We start from the raw sequence: 18,490 nt of genomic DNA, 5'->3' as shown, positions 1-18,490 counted from the left end.
CGCGTCGGCTTGCGTTCTTCATGTTAGGAAACGGTCAAAGTTGTCTGATTCCTCTACGTCCTCGGATGCCTCCACCGCCCCCAGCACGGCCGGCTCCGACTACACCCGGCGGCTGGCGCGGCTGGAAACGTCGGGCATCAAGCGCCTGCTGCCCACGCAGGCGCCGTACCGCTGGAACCTGCGGCGGCTGAAGCTGGGCCGGGTGCTCGACATCGGCTGCGGGCTGGGCCGCAATCTCCTCAACTGCGAGCCCGGCAGCGTGGGCGTCGATCACAACCCGCACTCGGTGGAGACCTGCCGCGAGCGCGGGCTGATCGCCTACACCCCCGAGGGGCTGGCCGCCGCGCCCGACTGCGGTCCGGGCTCGTTCGACAGCCTGCTGTGCGCGCACGTCCTGGAGCACGTGGACGAGGAGACCGCCCACTCGCTGCTGCTCCAGTACCTGCCGCTGGTCAAGCCGGGCGGGTCGGTCGTGATGATCACCCCGCAGGAGGTCGGCTACCGGTCGGACGCGACCCACATCCGCTGGGTCGGCTTCGAGGAGCTGCGCGCGCACGCCGAGAAGGCGGGCATCAGCTTCCGCCGCAGCTTCTCCTTCCCGTTCCCTCGTCCGGTGGGCAAGGTCTTCCCGTACAACGAGTTCGTCCTCGTCGGCACGGCGCCCACCGCCTGACCCGCCCGCCACGCCCGCCACGCCCGCCCCGCTCGTGCCACCTGTCCCACCTGTCCCGCCGGGGAAGCCGTGACGGCCTCCCCGGCGGGTCCGGTCACGGGGCGGGTACCGCCGGCGGCCGGACCGGCCCCGGCAGCGGTACCGGGCCCGTGACGGGCCCCGCGGGAATGCGTTCGAGGACCCCGCCGGCGAAGACGTCGTACAGCGGCAGTGTCTCGAGGTGGACGTATCCGATGTGGCAGTCGCAGACCTTCAGCGGGCAGGCGCGCGGCCCGAGCGCCGCCCGGAAGCTGCCGTCGTAGAGGTTGCCGAGTTCCTCGCGGACGAAGTGGCACCGCCGTACGGTCCCGTCCCCGTCCACCGAGATCACCGACGCGCCGGTCCGGCAGGGCAGCCCCGCCGAACGGTGCGGATGCCTGCTATACGGGAAGAGCGGATCGAGCGCTTCCCACAGGGCTGCCTCCTCGTCCGTGTACGTGTACCCCTCGGCGGCGTTGATCCACAGGTACACCTCGGACGGCAGGGCCCGCCGCAGCCGCCGGGCCTGCGCCAGGTGCTCGGGCAGGCCCACCACGCCCACGCTGAACCGCACCCCCCGATCGGCCAGCTGCCGGCACCTGCCGAGGAAGCGCTCGTACGGCGTCTGACCGGGGTGGTAGGTGCACCACAGCGCGAGGGTTTCCAGGTCGGCCTCGGCCGTCCACTCGGTGCGGCCGCCGAGGTTGGTCTGGATGACGGCCCGTGCCACGTGCGGCAGGTGCGACAGCTCGATCAGCGCCCGCCGGTACCAGGACCGCACCAGCCCCTCGCCCCACGGCGTGAACAGCACCGACAGCCGGTCGTCGGCGCCGGGCCCGGCCACCCAGTCGGTGAACCGGGCCAGGGCCGCCCGGTCGGCGGTGAGCTGTGCCCGGCTGTCGCGGCGCTTGGCGAACGGGCAGTAGGGGCAGTCGTAGTCGCAGGAGGCCAGCGGCCCCCGGTACAGGAGGGTCAGGTCCATACCGGCCGCCGCCTACGTGCGCTCGTACGCGGCCATCGCGGCCCGTACCCCGGCGGAGAACAGCGTCGGGCCGACGGCGTCGGAGTGCGCGAGGCCGTCGGCCGACAGCCGCAGCCGTGCCGGGTCCGTCCCGTCCAGCCAGCCGCGCGCCTCGAAGGCCGCGAGCTCCGCCGGGAAGTGTTCCCGCGGTCCGCCGCCGAACCGGGCCCGGTAGCCGGCCAGCTCCATGCCCTCGGCCTGGAGCAGCGACTGGAGCAGGTGGCGGCGCCGGTCCTCGTCGCCGGTCACCGGCCACCCGTGCTGGGCGTGGGCGAACGCCGCCGCGTCGGTGGCCACGTAGTCGTCGATGATGGCGCGGATCCGCTGCATCCCCACGGCGTAGTCGAAGGAGTAGTGCAGGCGTGCGGTGTACGAGCGGGCGCCGCAGCCCAGGCCGACCATGCCGTCCGTCTGGCAGGCGTGGTCGTCGGCGGCGCCGGCGGGCGCCCCGGCCCGGCGGAACATCCGCATCGACACCTGCTCGTAGCCGTGCGCCAGCAGATGGTCCCGGCCGTGGCGGTACAGGCGCAGCCGCTGCTCGTCCCAGGCAGGGGCCGGGCCCTCCTGCGCGGAGCCACGGCCGAGGCCGGTCCCCGGCCGGACGTAGAGGGGGTAGAGGTACAGCTCCTCGGGCCGCCAGGCGAGCGCGGCGTCCAGCGAGCGCCGCCAGCTGAGCTCCGTCTGGCCGTCGATGCCGTAGATCAGGTCGATGTTGAGGACGGGGATGGCGGCGTCGCGGATCCGGCCCAGGGCTGCCTCGACCTCGGCCCGCTTCTGCGGGCGTACCGCCGACCGGGCCTCGGTGTCGTCGAAGCTCTGTACGCCCAGGCTCAGCCGGGTGGTGCCGCGGGCGGCCAGGACTTCCAGCCGGTCGGCGGTGGCGGTGGCCGGGGAGGCCTCCACGGACAGCGGTACGGCGCGCAGGTCGGCGCCCATGCGCCGCTCGGCGATGTCGCACAGACGGTCCAGCTCGGCCGCGGTCAGGAAGGTCGGCGTGCCGCCGCCGAACGCGGCCGCGGCGAAGCGGATCGGGCCGGAGCCCTCCCCTCCGGCCTCCAGCGCGGCGCGGACGGCCGTCGCCTGGCGGTCGAGGGCGTCGAGGTAGGCGGTGGTCAGCCCGTCGGGTGCGCCGACCCGGGTGAAGAGGTTGCAGAAGCCGCAGCGCACCTCGCAGAACGGGATGTGCAGGTAGAGGGAGAGGGCCCCCTTGGGTTCGTCCGCCCACAGGCCGGCGAGCGCGGGGCGCTCCGGCAGCGGCCGGTAGGCCGTCTTGTGCGGGTAGGCGTAGACGTAGCTCTCGTACGGAGTGCTGGGGATGCCGGGGATGGCGGGTATCGCTGGAATGATGGGGATGGCGGGTGCGGTGGGTGCGGTGGTCATCGTGGTGCCGCCTCCGGACGGCCGGGCTCCAGGAAGAAGTGGGCGTACGGCACGGTCCACACGGCCTCGTGACCGAGCCGGTGGCCGGTGTAGCCGTCGTCGCCGTACGTCGTGCCGTGGTCGGAGCAGACGATCGCGAAGCAGCGCCGGCGCCGGCTCATCGCCGCGAACAGCCTGCCGATGTGGCGGTCGACGTACTCCAGGGCCGCCGCGTGCGAGTGCCAGGTGTCGCCGGCGTCGGGGGTGGCGCCGTCGAGGTGGAACCAGTTGGGCTGGTGCAGGGCCGCGACGTTGAGGAAGAGGAACAGGCGGCGCTCGGGCGGCTGCTCGGCGACGACGCGCTCGGCGCGGGCGACCTGTGCCTCGAAGGAGGTCGGGGAGGCCACCCCGAACTCCGGCTCCCAGTGACTCTCCTGGAACATGCCCGGCAGCACCGATCCCAGGGGCGGCTGCCGGTTGAAGAAGCCGACCCCGCCGATGCAGACCGTGCGGTAGCCGGCCTCGGCGAGGGCGGACACCAGGTCGGGCGCGTCGTAGACCCAGGTCCGGCCCGCGGTGGTCTCGCTGCCGGCGAACCGGGCCGCGAACAGCCGCGGGTGCGGGCCGGGGGCGGCCGGGGTGGGCAGGAAGCCGGCGAACATCGCCTGGTGGGAGGCATAGGTGAAGTTGCCGGGCGCGTGCCGCCGCTCCCAGCGGCCGCCGGGCAGGTGGGCGGCGAGGTGCGGGATGCGGCCCTGGGCCGCCAGGTGCTCGGCCACGTCGTACCGGAGGGTGTCGAGGGTGACCAGGAGCAGGTCGTCGCTGCCGACTACCTCGTTCATGTCGGGGAGGCCGGAGGGGCCCTGGTGGGGCTCAGGCGGTGTCGCGTGCACGGTGGTTCCTGTGGTGCTCGGGGTGCTCGGGCGGTGCGGGGTGGAGGGTGGCGACCTGGGCGGCGTACGTGTCGAGTCCGGCTGCCGGGCCGTCGGGCAGGCCGGTCAGGCCCGGCAGCAGGTCCCCGAAGGCGTTGACCTCGCCGACGGCGAACTTCCGCCAGTGGGCGGAGGGCAGCAGGTCGACCCCGACGCAGTGGGTGCCCGGGAAGGCGTCGGCGGCACGCTCGCACACGGCGAGGACGTCGGCCCACCGGCCGCCCGCCGCGTGCACGGCGTCGACGGCGTCGCGCAGTTCGCCGCGGCGTCCGCCGAGGTGGAGGTTGGTCAGCGGGCCCCGCCCCGCGCGGACGACGGCGTGGGTGGCGCGGCCGGCGACCACGACGACCCGCAGGTCGACCGAGCGGCCGTACAGCGTGGGCTTGGGCAGCCACCGCTCGATGTGCAGCCCGTCGGGCGCGAGCGCGTCGACGATCGCGGCGATCTCGCCCTCGTCCTCGTAGCGGCGCACGGCCAGGGAGTTGTGCAGGTGGCCGCCCGCGGCGCGCTCGACCGAGGTGGTGGCACGGACGCGGCCGCCGGCCGAGGTCTCCACCGCCAGCACCCCGGAGGCCGAGGAGCCGTGTGCCGGTTTGACGAAGGCCCGCCGCAGCCCCGGCCGGGCGAGCAGGGCCCGTACGTCGTCCCAGCCGCGCACCGGCGGCGCGTGCGGACCGGACGTCGGGGAGGGCGGGACCGGTACGCCGGCCCGCTCCAGTGCCGCGTGGCAGCGCCGTTTGTCGAACAGCACGGCGACGTCCTCGGGCCGGTTCAGCAGAGTGGCGCCGGCCGCGCGGGCGGCGTCCGCCACGGCCTCGACGGCCGTGGTGAACCGCTCGTACCAGAGGGCGGATCCTTCCACCCGGGTGGTGTCGCGCACGCCGCGCAGCAGCCGCTCCACCGCGGGGTCCTCGCCCGGGGAGTCGATCCGCACGGTCTCGCCGGGGTGGAGGACGAGCTGTCCGCGCAGTACGTCGCGCCAGGCCAGGACGCGGGCGGGGGCCAGTCCGGCCGCCCGGACGGCGGCCTGGAACAGGGCGACGCGGCGGCCTTCGGGGTTGCCGACGACCACGAGACCGGACGGACTCACTCCGCCACCGCGGTGTAGCGCCCGGCCAGGCCGTCCCGCGCCAGGTTGCGCTGCTGGAGGTCGATGGTCACGCCGGAGGGCTCCAGGGCCGCCTGGACGCGCTGCTCGACCTCCGGGCTGATGAAGTGGTGGTGCAGGTCCAGCTTCTCCAGGTGGGTCAGCGGCTGTCCGGCGAGCAGGGCGAGCGCGCCCTCGTCACCGAGGGTGCCCATGGACAGGTCGAGGGTGCGCAGCCGGGCCACGACCGGAGCGCCGGCCAGAGCGGTGGCGATGTCGTCGGCGATGTCGCTGTTGCGCAGGCCGAGATGGCGCAGCGCGGGCAGCCGGCCGCCGGTCAGGAAGGGCTCCAGGTCGGCGACCTGTGTGTCCGCGCCGTACCAGGAGGTGCCCAGCCACAGCTCCAGCCGGCGCAGCGCGGGCAGGTCGCTCGCCGCGATGCCCCGCACCACACCTGCCGGCAGACCGCCGGTCTCCACGCGCAGGATCCGCAGCCGCTCGTGGGTGACGGCGGGGAACTCCAGCCCCTGCGCGCCGCGCACCCCCAGCTCCTCCAGTGCGGGGAAGGCCGCCAGCAGCGGGGTGACATCGCACTGCTGGATCCAGGAGATCTCGGCCTCTTCGTACGTCATGTCGCCGAGGAACAGGGAGCGCAGGGCCGGCAGCCGGTCCCGGGCGCCCACCAGGGTGGCGACGACCTCCGCGCTGTCCCCGTCGTAGGCCTCGTCCCAGCCGCCGACGACGAGGGTGGTGACCCGGGTGGTGTCGACGGCTTCGGCGAACCGGCCGAAGGCCTGCTGCCAGGTCTCCTCGCTGTCGTACACCTCGACGGCGATCCGCCAGGCGACGGAGTCGGGTTCGGGCAGCCGCACGTCCGCGCCGGGGGCGGGGAAGTCGAGGACGGGCAGGCCGCCGAACTCCTTCAGGTGTTCCCCAATGGTCATGCGCGCAGCTCCTGACGGTGGCGTGGAAGGGTCGACCGGGTGTGCGAGAAGTTGTACCAAGCGCCGCTGACAACCCCGGCCGCGGGTCGCCCCGGCCCGGTCCCGGACCCGTCGTCAAAACCCTGGCCGGACCCGTCGTCAGAGCCGTGGCAGGACCCGCGTCGGAACCGCTGTCGGACCCGTTGTCAGACCCCGCCCGTAGCGTCGTTCCCGTGGCCGGTGCGCGCGGTGCCGGCGGGGAGGGGAGTGCCGTGTACCGGCAGGGAGATGTGCTGATCGTGCCCGTGGCCGAGGGGGCCGTGCCGTGTCATGCCGTGGACGCGCCCGGTGAGGGGCGCGATGCCCGGGGCCGGCTGGTGCTGGCGCTGGGCGAGGTGACGGGACACGCGCACGCCGTTGCGGAGCCCGGGCGCCTGGTCCGGGAGGGCGGGCCGTTCGGGCCGATGCTCATGCACCTGCCGCGGGGCGGGCGCGTGGTGCACGAGGAGCACGCGGCGATACCTCTGCCGCCGGGCTGGTTCCGGGTGGTGCGGCAGCGGGAGTACGTGCCGGGCTCCGTCCGCGTCGTCGCGGACTAGACCGCGTCGAGCCGTAGCGGAACCGAGAGTCGAGGAACGGAGCGGAGATGGAACAGCTCGCGAAGTGGCGTGCGGTGGCCACGGCCACCGGGCCCGCCGACCGTGCGGCGGCGGAGGACGGCGTCCGCCGCGCCTACCGGGCGGCGGGGCTGGCGCAGCCGCGGCAGATCGTCTGGGCGGCCTCGCCGCGCGCGGCGGTCGAGGCCGTACGGGCGGACACGGGGCGCGGCCGGTCGGTGCGCGAGGAGATACGCACCCGGCCGTGGGAGCGCGCCCGGCGGGCGGCGCACGACCTGCTCGGCCCGCAGGGGTACGGGGCGCTGTGGGCGTCGACGGGGGCTCCCCTGTGGGAGGGCACGGCCGCCCTGGCCGACCGGATCCGGTCGGGCGTCGCCGAGGCGCTGGCCGACGGCGCGGCGGAGCGGGAGCGCGAGGTGCGGCTGCTGCTGCTCGACGCGGTCCTCGGCCAGCACGACGCGCCATGGCTCGCGGCCTTCGCCGACGGCGCCGCCGAGCTGGCGCCGCTGGCGGACGTGGCACGGCACGCCGGCTGGTGGTGGCCGTACGAGCAGCTGGTGGTGGTCTGCGAGCGTCCGGCCGAGCTGCACCGGGACGAGGCGGGCCGGCTCGACCGCGGCGACGGCCCCGCGCTGGTCTTCCCCGACGGGTTCGCGCTGTACGCGTGGCGCGGCATGCCGGTCCCGGCCGCGTTCCTGGCGCGGCTGGGCGACCTCACCCCGCAGGACATCCGGACGGAGGAGAACGCGGAGCTGCGGCGCGTGATGCTGGAGCACTACGGCTACGAGCGCTATCTCGCCGAATCCGGCGCGAAGCCCGTCCACCGGGACGCGACGGGCGTGCTGTGGCGGATCGAGCTGGAGCGCGACGAGCCGGTGGTGATGGTCGAGGTGGTCAACTCCACGGCCGAACCGGACGGCAGCTTCCGTACGTACTGGCTGCGGGTCCCGCCCACCACGCTCACCGCCCGCGAGGGGGTCGCCTGGACCTTCGGTCTGAGCGCCGAGGCGTACGACCCGGTGCGCCAGACCTGAGGGCGTGCCCGGGCGCCCCGGCCGGCCGTGGGGCGTCGTCGGGCGGGTGGGTCGTCAGACGGCGTGGTGGGCCAGTGCGGCGTGCGGGTCGCCGCCGTACGGCAGGTGGTCGGTGTGGACGGTCGCGGCGGCGAGCCGGGGCACGGCGTGGATGAGGGCGTGCTCGGCTGCGACGGCGACCCGGTGGGCCTGGACGACGGTCAGCTGTGCTCCGACGACGATGTCCGCCTCGGCGCGCAGCGCCTGGCCGATCCACCGCATCCGTACGGCGCCGACGCCGAGGACGCCGTCCACACCGGACAGTGCGGTCTCGGCGGCGTCGACGAGCCGGGGGTCGACGGAGTCCATGAGGCGGCGGCAGACCTCGCGGGCGGCGTCCTTGAGGACGACGAGGACGGCGGCGGTGATCAGCAGGCCGACGACCGGGTCGGCCAGGGGCAGACCGAGCGCGGTGCCACCGGCGCCGAGCAGGACGGCGAGGGAGGTGAACCCGTCGGTGCGGGCGTGCAGCCCGTCGGCGACCAGGGCGGCCGAGCCGATCCGGCGGCCGGTGCGGATGCGGTAGCGGGCCACCCATTCGTTCCCGGCGAACCCGGCGGCCGCGGCGACCGCGACCGCCCACAGGTGGGTGACCCCGCGCGGGTCGAGCAGCCGGTCGACGGCCTGGACGGCGGCGAACACGGCCGAGGCGGCGATCACCGCGACGATCACGATGCCGGCCAGGTCCTCGGCCCGGCCGTAGCCGTAGGTGTAGCGGCGGGTGGCCGCCCGCCGGCCCAGCAGGAAGGCGATGCCGAGCGGTACGGCGGTCAGCGCGTCGCCGGCGTTGTGCACGGTGTCGCCCAGCAGGGCGACGGAGCCGGACAGCGCGTAGACCAGCGCCTGCACCACGGCGGTCAGGCCGAGGACCGCCAGGGAGAGCCACAGGGTGCGCATGCCCTCGCGGGAGCCCTGCGCCGCGGTGTCGAGCGCGGCCCGCCCGTCATGGCGATGCGGGGTGAACAGGCGTACGAGCCGGCGGCCGGGCCCGTGTGCGTGGCCGTGGTCGTGGTCGTGCTGGTGGGAGTGGTCGTGCTGGTGGGAGTGGTCGTGCTGGTGGGAGTGGTCGTGCCGGTGCGGCTGGTCGTTCACGGCGGTGCACCTCTCGTGCTCGGCGCGGTTCGACGGGGCGCCCCGTCCCCATGGAACCATCGTGGCGGCGGCATCGCGGTCGCCGGGGACCGGCGGCGAGAAATTGCGTTGCCGCGCTTCACGCCGGTCGCCGACGATGAACCGCTGTGAGTACCACCCGCCTCTCCTCGATCCTGCCCGACCTCTCCCCCTGGCATTCCAGCCGCGACTTCCGGCTGCTGTTCTTCCAGGGCACGGTCACGTACTTCGGATCGTTCATGGCGATGATCGCGCTGCCGCTGCAGATCAAGCACCTGACGGACTCACCGCTGGCGGTCGGTGCGATGGGTGCGGTGGAACTGGTGCCGCTGGTGGTCTTCGGGCTGTACGGCGGCGCCCTGGCCGATGCCATCGACCGGCGGCGGCTGATCCTGCTCACCGAGGCCGGACTCGGCGTGCTCGCCCTGGTCCTGCTCGTCAACGCCCTGCTGCCGGATCCGCTGCTGTGGCCGCTGTACGTGGTGGCGGCCGGGGTGTCGGGGCTCGCCGGGCTCCAGCGCCCGGCCCTGGACTCGCTGATGGCGCGCATCGTGCCGCACGACCAGCTGACCGCCGCGGCCGCGCTCAACGCGCTGCGCTACCAGATCGGCGCGATCGCCGGCCCGGCCCTGGCCGGGCTGGTCGTCGCGTACGCCGGCTATCCCGCGGCCTACTCGGTCACGGTCGCCGGATTCCTCGCCTCCGTGCTGATGTGCGCGCGGCTCAGTCCCGCGCCGCCCTCCCACGACGCCGAACGCCCCTCGCTGCGCGGCATCGTCGAGGGCGCGCGCTACGCCTGGAGCCGTCCGGTCCTGCTGGGGACGTACGCGATCGACCTGGCCGCGATGTTCTTCGCCTTCCCCAACACCATCTTCCCGTTCCTCGCCGACGAACTCGACGCCGAGTGGGCCCTGGGCCTGATGTACTCGGCGGGCGCTGTGGGCTCGCTGGTGCTGGGGCTGACCAGCGGCTGGGCCTCGCGGGTGCGCCGGCACGGCCTGCTGGTGGTGTGCGGCGCGGCGGGCTGGGGCCTGGCCGTCGCCGCCGCGGGCTGGTTCACGGACATCTGGATCGTCCTGCTGTGCCTGGCGGCGGCGGGCGCGGGTGACATGCTCAGCGGACTGGGCCGCTCCACGATCTGGAACCAGACCATCCCCGAGGAGCTGCGGGGCCGGCTGGCCGGCATCGAGGTGCTGTCGTACAGCGTCGGCCCGCAGCTGGGCCAGGTGCGCGCCGGGACCATGGCCGGCTGGACGGGCACCCGGCCGGCGTTCTGGAGCGGCGGCCTGGCGTGCGTGGGCTCGGTGGCCCTGCTGGCCGCGCTGCTGCCCAAGCTGATCACCTACGACGCGGACACCGACGAGGACGCGCTGCGCCGCCGGGCGGCGAAGGAGGCGGCCGGGACGCCGGGGTAGGACCGGCGTCTCCCCTCACCTCCGCGCGGGCGTGCCCCCGGGTTCGACGGGACGGACGGGAAGCTCGCGCAGGGGTGGCGTGGGCAGCGGTGCGCCCTCCAGCCCCAGGACGGAGATGATCAGGAGCGAGTCGGTCCAGCCGAGCGGGGCGACCGCCGACGGCCGGCCCGCGCCGTTGACGGTCTCGGGGATCTCGCCGAGCGTGTTCCGCTTGGACAGGACCCAGTCCAGCACCCCCGCCGCCCGTTCCGGCCGGCCGAGTCCGGCCCAGGCGACGGCGAAGAAGGAGGTGCTGGCCGTCCACGCGTACGTCCCCCACGGCTGGCCGGGGTCGTTGCCGGGGCTCAGGCCCCCGTTGGGCAGCAGCAGGGCCCGGTAGGTGGAGTCCAGCGCGGCGGGCAGGTCGGCGGGCGCGGTGTTGAAGGGCGGAGCCATGAAGGCCGCGGCGGTGTCGCGACCGTGCTCGCCGTCGATGGTGCGCTGGTAGCCCAGGGGCGCGAAGTGACGGGCGATGCCGGCGGAGAGCCGGTGGGCCGCGAGGGTCCAGCGGTCGGCGTCGTCGGTGTTCCCGAGCCGGGCGGCGAGGTCGGCGGCGGCGTTGAGGCCCGCGAGCAGCGGGGCCGCCGTACCGATGTTGGTGGTGCTCGTCGCCAGTTCCCAGTAGTCGGGGGACGCCGGTGGCAGGCCGTTGTCCCCGAGCGATCCGGCGGCGTGGTCGGCCGCCTTGCGGACCATCGGGTAGAGCGCGCGCAGCCTGACCTCGCGCCGGTCGGCGGGCGCCTTGCGGTACCACTGCCAGGTGGCCCACGGAACCCATCCGTTGCCGTCGAGCTGCCAGGGGCGGGAGTCGGGCGGGCCGGAGCCGTCGAGCTTGGTGCGGGCCTCCCAGGTGCCGTCCGCGCGCTGGGTGGCGGCGTCGTACTGCAGGATCCGGAAGGCCTCCGTGTCATGACCCGTGTGGGCGAAGGCGGCCGCCGCGAACGCACCGTCGCGCGGCCAGGAGTACTGCCAGAACGGGGACCAGGCGGCGGCGAACGCGCCGTTGGGCCGCAGCAGCGCGCGCATCGAGAGCAGGGCGCGCCCGGTGGCGTCCCGCCGCGCGGCGGTGGTGCCGGGAACCCGGCCGGAGAGCAGCCACTGCCGGCTCTCGGCGATCTGCTCAAGCGCGCCCGGGTCGTTCTCCGGGACCACCACCGAGGCGGTGGCGCCGTCCGGAAGGTAGCGCCACCTGCCGGAGGGCAGGCGCAGGACGTTGCTGCGGGGCACGTACGAGGCGCCGACCGCGAAGGAGGGCAGGACGGCCTCGGTCACGCTCCCGTTGAAGAGCAGGCCGGAGGTACGGGCGGCCAGCATCGAGGCCGGTACGTAGCATTCCTCGGCCTCGCCGCAGCGCTCGCCGCCGGCCGGGTCGACGTAGAAGGCGAGCCGGTAGGGGGAGCGCCGCCAGCCACCGGTGGCCGCCCTGTCGTAGTTCCAGCTGGTCAGCGACTGGGGAACGGCTCGGCGGGTGCCGTACCAGGCGATGGCCTTGCTCTCGGCCGTCGTGGCCTGGACGAAGAGGTGGTACGTGGCGCCGGGCGTGGTGGTGGCGCGGAGCGGGAATTCGAGCCAGCCGGCGCCGGCGCCGCCGAGGGCCGCGATGTCCAGGGTGCTGGTGGCGATGACCGAGGCGGCGCTGTCCCGGCGGGTCCGGACCTGGAGGGTGATCTTCCCGGTGGCCGCCGCGCTGTTCAGGTAGACGCTGGCGCGCGCGAGTGCGGAGCCCTCGGCGGTGAACTCCTGTGCGGCCGCGTTGTTCGCGGACTTGATGCTGAACAGCGCGGTTTCGTGCCGGGCCTGGCCGTCGTAGCCGGCCCGGGCGCCCTCGGCACGCTCGGCACCCGCGGCGCTCCCGGTGCTCGGGTTGCTCCCCGTGCTCGGGGCGCTCCCGGCGGCGGGGACCGTGAGGAGGGTGGTCGCGAGGACCATGGACAGCACGGCGGAAGCAGCGGGCATCGACGCCCCTTTCGCTGGTGTGACGTGTTGTCAACGACGACGGCAGCGGCGGGTTGCGCCGGGGTGGGGTGGGGTGGGGTGGGGGTTGTGGCGGCGGGGCCGGGCGGTCCGGCGCAGCACCGAGGCCATCGCAAGATCAACATAGTGCCGCACCACCTCCCCGTACGGATCCCGCGACGCGCGGGTACGCGGCGGGCGCGGCGCCACACCGGACCAGGCCGGCGGGGCGTTGTCAGTGGCGGCCGCTACCTTCGAGAGCGGGTGACGGGACCGCTCCTGCCGCGGTCCCCGGCCTGAACGACGAACGGGGGGACTGCCATGACGGACGTTCACGACGGGCTGACCGCGCCCCAGCGGGTCTTCCTGGGCCTGCTGCGGGAGCCGGTCCGCGACGAGGGCGCCGGGGACGGCGGTGCCGGGGACGGGGGCGGCGCGGCGGTGGCCGCACTGCGCGCGGCGCTCGCCGCCGGGCGGAGCCCGGTGCCGGCGGCGCTCGCGGCGGAGGTGCGCGGGGCCGGGCTGCTCGACGACGACCTCGCACGGGAGTTGCTGGAGCGGGCCCGCCCCGCCCGTACGCTGCCGGCGCTGCTCGGGGCCGGCCCCGGCGGCGTCCCCGGCTCGGTCGGCGCGCGGCTGCGGGACCTGACGGAGCAGCACCTCAAGGGGGAGCCCGAGCGGTGGCGGGGCGTGCACGACGCGCTGGCGTCGTGCCGCGACTCGCTGCCGGAGCTGCTGGCGGCCCTGCCCGAGCCGTCGGCCGGGGCGGTGCTCCAGCCGAGGAGTGTGGCCGCGACCATGGCCCTGCTGCTGGAGCACGCCCCCGCGCAGGAGGCGGCCCAGGCACTGACGGTCCTTCCGGACAGCACGGTCGAGGCGCTGCTGAGCGGTGGCGCCCTGCCCGGTCCGGCGCTCTGCCACGCCGTGACCGCATACGGGGACCGGCGTTCGCGCGCCGCGCTCGCCCGGCATCCGCGGCTGGACGCCCGGGTCCTGAAGCGGCTGCTGGCCTGTGACGACCCGTTCGTCGGAGCCGCGGTGTACCGCAATCCGCGCTGCACGCATGCGCTGCGGCGCTCCCTGACGCACCGCCTCGGCACGGTGCCGATGGACGCCACGCTGCGCCGTGAGCTGCTGTCCACCTCGTCGCCCGCGGCGCGCACCTGGCTGACCCCGCTGCTGGGCTGCGGCGATCCGGAGCTCGTCGCCAGGGCGCTGAGCTGCGGGGTGCGCACGGTGGCCCAGCGGTACGCGCTGGCGCGGGTGTGGGAGTGCCACGGGCCCGACGCGGTCCGCGCGCTGCTGGCCGACGCGAGCACCGCCCGGTCCTTGGCCGAGGAGGTGCGGGCCGAGGCCGGGGCGGCGCTGGGCGAGCCGGACGGCGCCGGCCGGCTGCGGGCGGCCTCCGAGCCGTACGAGGACCCGGGCGCGCTCCCGCGGCTGCTGGCCGTCACGCGGGGCACGAGCAGCCTGCGCGACCTGCTGAACGAACCGTACGCGCACGACGCGCGGGCCCTGGCGGCCGCCCACCGGCGGACCCCCTTCATGGCGAAGGCCGCCGAGGAGCTCGTACGCCACGAGGACGCGACCGACGACGAAAGGCTCGCGTTCCGGATCAGCGCTCTGAACGAGCCGTGGCGGACGGGCGGGCGCCGCGCGGGCAACACGACAGCGCCCGCCGAACGGCTGGCCGGGGAGGCCCTCGACGACGGGGCCGCCCCGTGGGCGGAGGGCATGGTCCGCGCGGGCCTGCTGGACCCCGTGGAGCTGGTGCTCCTGGCCCGCCCCGCCGCGCGGGCTGCCGACGCGCTGGCGCGGCTGGCCGCGCAGGGCCTGCTCACCACCGAGGCGCGCGCGGCGCTGAGCGGGCCGGCCGCGGAGCACCTCGCGGAGCGTCCGGCCGCGTGGGCGGCGGTGAGCAGGCTGCTGCCGGAGTTCCCCGGGACCCCGGCCGAACTGCTCGCGCAGGCCGGACGGACGCGGGAGCCGGACGTGCCGGAAGGGGAACCTGTGACCGCGGCGGCGCCCGAGTCCGGACAGGTGCGGGAGTCACGGGCGCCCCGGAGCTCGCCGCCCGCCGCTCCGCGGGGCGAGCGGCAGCGGGCCGCGCTCGGTGCGCTGAACCTGCTGCTCTCCCTCGCGCCCGAGGGCGCCCCGGTGCCGGACGACGAGGAGGCCCTGCGTTACCTGACGTCGACCGAGTACCGCGATCACCCCGGTCTGGAGTCGCCCGGCTGGCTGATCGAGGCGGTCCGGGCCGCGACCGTCCGGCCGGACCGGGGATGGTGCACCGCTCCGAGCGCGCGGGAGGTACTGGCGGGATGTGCGGCCACGTACGGGTCGGGCGTGCGCGCCCTGGAGTGGGCCTACGCGCAGGGCGTGATCCAGGCCGCGGACCTGGTCCGCACCCTGCCCGCCCGCCGGCTGCTCTCGTTGCCGCACGACTGGCGGAGGCTGGCGTTCGCCGACGCCTGGCGGCGGGCCGTGGCCGCGTACCTGGAGCGGGAGCTGGGCACCGACCCGCACGCGTGGCTGCGGCTGGCGGCCACGGCGCAGGAGGAGGCGGGCGAGGAGACCGGAAGGGAGGAAGGCGGGCCGAGCTGGCCCGAGCTCGTCGCCCGTTCCCGCTCCCGTACGGACACCGGCACCGGCACGGGGACCGGCGCCCGTGACCGCGCCGGGCGGGACGACCCGTGGCACCCGCCGGTGCCCGCCACGGCCGACGTCGCCCTGGGCCTGCTGCTGCGCGGGAACCATCTGTGGACGTGGGCGGCCGGCACCCTGATGTGCCTGGCCCGGCCCGAGGTGCTCGCCGCCGTCCTGCCCCGGCTCGGGCCGGACGCCCCCTGGCTGCTGGCCGCGTACGCGCTCCGCCACAAGCGGGGCACCCGCACGGCGTTCGACCACCTGTTCGCGCTGCGCGACCCCGAGGCGCTGCGGGTCCTGGCCACCCAGTCACGCTGGCAGACCCGCGCGTTCGAGGAGCGGCTCGTCGATCTGCGGGAGCCGGCCGTGGATCTGGCCCTGCTGCGCCACAGCGGGCACCGGCAGGTCAAGCTGCGGATCGTCCTGGAGTCCCGGGCGGTGGCCGCCCCGCTGCTCGCGGAACTGGGCGCCGATCCGGCGGCGATACCGCCGGGCGGCGCGCTGTGGCTGCGCTCGGCCCAACCGGACCTCATCGAGGCGGTGTTCCAGCGGGCGGGCAAGAAGCTGAACCTGGCCCAGCAGCTCGTCGGCGCCCTCAACCTGGTGCGGCACGCGGGCCCGCGGCGGCTGGCCGCCCTCGTCCACAGCGGCCGGCTGGGCCCGGCGGCGGCCCGGCTGTGCCAGAAAGCGCTGGCGACGGCCGACCCGGCCGCGGTGATACGGGCCCGCGCCGACCTCGAACTGGCCACCGGGAAGCTCGCCAAGCGGCTGCGCCGCTGCGCGACGTACTGGCAGGGAGCCTCGGTGATCGAGAGTCATCCGGCCGAGCCGGACTGGGCGGGCCTGGAGGCCGAGCACCGGCGCGAGCCGATACCGCACTGGACCGATCTCGTGGGCGAGCACCCGGACCGCCCCTTCACCCCGGCCGCCGGGCCGGGATCCGGCGGGGACGGTGTCCGGTACCGGGTGGGCGGCGACTACCACGATCCGCTGCCGCGGCAGGTGGACGGGCTGCTGTCCGGCGGAGTGCTCTCCGGGCGGGAGCTCGTGCACGCGGCGGGCCCGGCCGCGCTGGTCCTGTCCTACCTCGACGCCGCGCGTCGGCGGGACGACGCGCCCGGGGAAGTGGAGGTGGCCCTGCGCGAGGTGGCGCGGCTGGTCCACGAGCTGCTCGGGACGGATCGCGAGGCCTGGCGCCGGGTGACCGCCCGGCTCACGGACCGCACCCCGGGCGGGGATCCGGACCGCAGCCCGGGCTGGGATCCGGGCTGGGATCCGGGCTGGGATCCGGAGCGTCCGGTCGCCGAGCTGATACAAGGAGCCGCGCCACGCCGTATCGGGTGATTCGGGTAAAGATCAGCGGAATGGGTGCATCGTCACCGGGGCAGAGCTGTCCATGTGCTCTCGCAACTCATGGCAAGGTTCCGGCGCCGCGGCGCCCTCGTGTTCACCGCCGATTTCGGCTCGACGGCCCAGTGGGTCGCCGGGCGTTCCTGGGCCTATCCGGACGGCGGTCCGGTCAACCCCCGGGACGACAAGCTCGATCACCTCGTCGAGGACCCCGCCTACAGCCGCAGCGGTACGTTCCGTGCCACGCGCCGGCCGGACGGCAACTGGGACACGGGGCTGCTGACGACGGAGGGCAGCGCCGAGGCGTTCATGGTGCGTGCCGGGGACGTCCTGGAGGCACGCGTCAGGCTCCCGGAGGCCCTGGGCGCCTGGCCGGCGATCTGGACCTGGCGGGACGGCGACCAGGAGGTGGACGTCTTCGAGTACCACCCCGACAACCCGGACCTGCTGGAACTCTCCAACCACGTGCTCGCCGGCAGCTCGCACTACTACCGCAACGCCGCCGTGCGGCCGGGGGCGTGGGTCGATCTCGAGGTCAAGTTCGGGGCGGACTCGGTGGTCTGGTGGGTCAACGGCACGCGCGTGTTCGCGGACCGCCGGGGCGTGGGCCGGCGCTGGCGGGCCTACCTCATCGTGAACCTCTCGGTGACCGCCGGCCGCTACCATCCGGCGCCCGATCCGGCCGTGTCGGAGATGTCGTACGAGGTCTCGGCCCTGCGCGTATACCGCTCGTAGGGGGCGTCCCGCGGATCAGGGCCGGACCGGCCCGGCCACGGGTCCCGGCCGGACGCCGCCGGCCGACCACACCCGGCCGACCACCCCCGGCCGACCGCCCCGGGCACACCACCGCCGACCGGAAGCGGCCGTAGCGATTCCGTGCCGCCACGGCCCTACTGGGCCGCGGCGGGCCGCTCGATACTGGGCCCGTGACCGCCTACGTCAAGCACCTCCCCGCCGGGGCGTTACCCGACGGCGGCGTCCGGACCTGGGGCGTGCGCGAGGCCAACCGCTGGCTCGCGGCGCGCGTCCCCTGGTACTGCGCGCCCGCCGCCGGGAGTTGGGTCCTGGCCGGCCTCGTCGCCGTCGCGTTCCTGCTCACGGGGGCGCGGGAACCGGCCGCCTTCCTCGGCACCGGCTGGGGCGGCACTCCCGCTGCCGTCCTGCTGGCCGCCCTCCCGCTCTGGTTCCGGTGGCTGCCCCACCTCACCCTGGTGTCCACCGCCGTGCTCGCGGTGGACGCGGCCGTCTCCTTGACCGCGTCCGCGGCCCCGGGCGCGGCGGGCCTGGTGGGGCGGTGCCTGGTCCTATCCCTGTGCGGTGGGGCGGCCACCGCGGCCGTCGCCCGGCTGCGGTGCCGCCGCGTCCAGCGGGCCCTCGTGCTCGCGGCCGCCGGAACGGCCCGCCACCCGCTGCCCGCACACCTGCCGGCCGGCCCCGGCCGGCGCCGCCTGCGGTGGGTCCTCACCGGCTCCGGGCTCTGCGCGGCCGCGGTCGCGGGGGCCGCGGCGGCGGCGTCCGGCCCGCTCGGCACACAGGCCGTCCTCGGCGCGCAGGCCGTCGCCGTCCTCCTCCTGGCCGCGGGGACCACCCTGGCCGGGCGGGGCCTGGTCATCCGCCGGGCGGCCCGGCGGCTCCGCGCCGCCCCGCAGCCCGCCCTCGTCGTCGGCGTCCGTGCCACGGCCTCCGGCCGGCGCCACTGGCTGTGCCCGGACGCCGACACCCGCTCCGCACGGCCGCTGCTCCCGTACGCCGTCCGGACCCGGGACACGCCCACCGGGGCGCGCCTGCTGGCCGGGGGCGCCGAAGCGGAGCTGCGCGCCCGGCACCACGACATCGATCCCCGGGTCGAACCGTTCGAGGCCGTGCTGTACGGGGTGGCGTGCGAAGGCTCCGAAGTCGTCCTGGAGTACGCGGTGTACGAGGGCGGCAGCCGGATCGTCTCGCAGATCACGGCGGTGCCGCTGCTGCCGGGTCACTGGCACCGGCTCGGCTGGTGGCAGGCGGCCGGCGAGTCGCGCACCGAGGCCGAGGCCCGGGCGAAGCACCTGGACAGCGCATCCGCGGCGGGGGCGGCGCGGCGGGCGCGCGGCGTGGGCGCACCGGCGGGGCGGACGGCCACCTTCCGCCCCCGCGCATCGGTCACCCGGCCGGCCACGCCCTCGGAAGGGCGGCGCGCCGCCGACACCTCCGCCGGCGGCTGCGGCGGGTGCGGCGGTGGCGGCGGCGGTGGCTGCGGCGGGTGCGGCTGCGGCTGACCGCCCGCCCCGCGCCGGG

The 18,490-nt window shown here is 75.8% G+C and carries 14 protein-coding genes; 7 read left to right on the top strand and 7 right to left on the bottom strand.

What is annotated here, in order from left to right; genetic code table 11:
- The first annotated feature begins 40 nt into the window (after nt 1-40).
- Nucleotides 41-673: a class I SAM-dependent methyltransferase gene (locus tag ACIPXB_RS03200; RefSeq protein ID WP_401443820.1), complete on the top strand. Its 633-nt coding sequence runs from the start codon at nt 41-43 to the stop codon at nt 671-673.
- A gap of 94 nt (nt 674-767) precedes the next feature.
- On the opposite strand, the gene ACIPXB_RS03195 is transcribed toward ACIPXB_RS03200, so the two are convergent.
- From ACIPXB_RS03195 to ACIPXB_RS03175, 5 genes are read right to left on the bottom strand one after another with little or no spacing between them, the layout of a single operon-like run.
- Nucleotides 768-1,673, bottom strand: coding sequence for an STM4011 family radical SAM protein (locus ACIPXB_RS03195; RefSeq protein ID WP_401443818.1), 906 nt, complete (start codon nt 1,671-1,673; stop codon nt 768-770).
- Nucleotides 1,674-1,685: 12 nt separating this feature from the next.
- A complete protein-coding gene (locus ACIPXB_RS03190) occupies nt 1,686-3,092 on the bottom strand; it encodes an STM4012 family radical SAM protein (protein WP_401443815.1) in 1,407 nt (468 codons plus the stop codon).
- Nucleotides 3,089-3,913 (bottom strand): STM4013/SEN3800 family hydrolase, encoded by an 825-nt coding sequence (locus ACIPXB_RS03185; protein WP_401443812.1) that lies wholly within the window; start codon nt 3,911-3,913, stop codon nt 3,089-3,091. The genes ACIPXB_RS03190 and ACIPXB_RS03185 overlap by 4 nt, the downstream gene beginning before the upstream one ends.
- Nucleotides 3,914-3,944: 31 nt before the next feature.
- The gene (locus tag ACIPXB_RS03180; protein WP_401443810.1) at nt 3,945-5,093 is read right to left on the bottom strand and encodes an STM4014 family protein; all 1,149 of its coding nucleotides are present in this window, start codon (nt 5,091-5,093) and stop codon (nt 3,945-3,947) included.
- Nucleotides 5,090-6,034: an STM4015 family protein gene (locus tag ACIPXB_RS03175; protein ID WP_401443808.1), complete on the bottom strand. Its 945-nt coding sequence runs from the start codon at nt 6,032-6,034 to the stop codon at nt 5,090-5,092. The genes ACIPXB_RS03180 and ACIPXB_RS03175 overlap by 4 nt, the downstream gene beginning before the upstream one ends.
- 251 nt (nt 6,035-6,285) lie before the next feature.
- Here ACIPXB_RS03175 and ACIPXB_RS03170 point away from each other — a divergent pair, with 251 nt between their 5' ends.
- Nucleotides 6,286-6,612 (top strand): hypothetical protein, encoded by a 327-nt coding sequence (locus ACIPXB_RS03170; protein ID WP_401443806.1) that lies wholly within the window; start codon nt 6,286-6,288, stop codon nt 6,610-6,612.
- A gap of 47 nt (nt 6,613-6,659) precedes the next feature.
- Nucleotides 6,660-7,664: a DUF6745 domain-containing protein gene (locus ACIPXB_RS03165; RefSeq protein ID WP_401443803.1), complete on the top strand. Its 1,005-nt coding sequence runs from the start codon at nt 6,660-6,662 to the stop codon at nt 7,662-7,664.
- A gap of 54 nt (nt 7,665-7,718) precedes the next feature.
- Here the strand turns inward: ACIPXB_RS03165 and ACIPXB_RS03160 are convergent, their stop codons facing one another.
- Nucleotides 7,719-8,795 (bottom strand): cation diffusion facilitator family transporter, encoded by a 1,077-nt coding sequence (locus ACIPXB_RS03160; protein ID WP_401443800.1) that lies wholly within the window; start codon nt 8,793-8,795, stop codon nt 7,719-7,721.
- 146 nt (nt 8,796-8,941) lie between these two features.
- Here ACIPXB_RS03160 and ACIPXB_RS03155 point away from each other — a divergent pair, with 146 nt between their 5' ends.
- Nucleotides 8,942-10,228 (top strand): MFS transporter, encoded by a 1,287-nt coding sequence (locus ACIPXB_RS03155; RefSeq protein ID WP_401443797.1) that lies wholly within the window; start codon nt 8,942-8,944, stop codon nt 10,226-10,228.
- A 15-nt stretch (nt 10,229-10,243) separates the two neighbouring features.
- On the opposite strand, the gene ACIPXB_RS03150 is transcribed toward ACIPXB_RS03155, so the two are convergent.
- On the bottom strand, nt 10,244-12,223 hold the full coding sequence (locus tag ACIPXB_RS03150; RefSeq protein WP_401443794.1) for a hypothetical protein: 1,980 nt from the start codon (nt 12,221-12,223) through the stop codon (nt 10,244-10,246).
- Between the two features lie 318 nt (nt 12,224-12,541).
- On the opposite strand from ACIPXB_RS03150, the gene ACIPXB_RS03145 reads away from it, so the two are divergent.
- The 3 genes from ACIPXB_RS03145 to ACIPXB_RS03135 all read left to right on the top strand — a co-directional run bounded on the left by ACIPXB_RS03145 (nt 12,542) and on the right by ACIPXB_RS03135 (nt 18,471).
- Nucleotides 12,542-16,210, top strand: coding sequence for a hypothetical protein (locus ACIPXB_RS03145; protein ID WP_401443791.1), 3,669 nt, complete (start codon nt 12,542-12,544; stop codon nt 16,208-16,210).
- A 69-nt stretch (nt 16,211-16,279) separates the two neighbouring features.
- A complete protein-coding gene (locus ACIPXB_RS03140) occupies nt 16,280-16,951 on the top strand; it encodes a beta-glucanase (protein WP_401443789.1) in 672 nt (223 codons plus the stop codon).
- 191 nt (nt 16,952-17,142) lie between these two features.
- On the top strand, nt 17,143-18,471 hold the full coding sequence (locus tag ACIPXB_RS03135; protein WP_401443786.1) for a hypothetical protein: 1,329 nt from the start codon (nt 17,143-17,145) through the stop codon (nt 18,469-18,471).
- Nucleotides 18,472-18,490 lie beyond the last annotated feature (19 nt).

The sequence above is a fragment of the Streptomyces sp. NPDC090022 genome, assembly GCF_044748145.1.
Taxonomy (GTDB): Bacteria; Actinomycetota; Actinomycetes; order Streptomycetales; family Streptomycetaceae; genus Streptomyces.
The sequence above is the reverse complement of the archived record's forward strand: the minus strand, read 5'-3'. Positions and strand labels throughout refer to the sequence as shown.

Coding starts and splice junctions, on each gene's coding strand:
- ACIPXB_RS03195 (WP_401443818.1), bottom strand. CDS start 1,673: ATGGACCTGACCCTCCTGTACCGGGGGCCGCTGGCCTCCTGCGACTAC.
- ACIPXB_RS03190 (WP_401443815.1), bottom strand. CDS start 3,092: ATGACCACCGCACCCACCGCACCCGCCATCCCCATCATTCCAGCGATA.
- ACIPXB_RS03185 (WP_401443812.1), bottom strand. CDS start 3,913: ATGAACGAGGTAGTCGGCAGCGACGACCTGCTCCTGGTCACCCTCGAC.
- ACIPXB_RS03175 (WP_401443808.1), bottom strand. CDS start 6,034: ATGACCATTGGGGAACACCTGAAGGAGTTCGGCGGCCTGCCCGTCCTC.
- ACIPXB_RS03165 (WP_401443803.1), top strand. CDS start 6,660: ATGGAACAGCTCGCGAAGTGGCGTGCGGTGGCCACGGCCACCGGGCCC.
- ACIPXB_RS03150 (WP_401443794.1), bottom strand. CDS start 12,223: ATGCCCGCTGCTTCCGCCGTGCTGTCCATGGTCCTCGCGACCACCCTC.
- ACIPXB_RS03145 (WP_401443791.1), top strand. CDS start 12,542: ATGACGGACGTTCACGACGGGCTGACCGCGCCCCAGCGGGTCTTCCTG.
- ACIPXB_RS03140 (WP_401443789.1), top strand. CDS start 16,280: ATGGCAAGGTTCCGGCGCCGCGGCGCCCTCGTGTTCACCGCCGATTTC.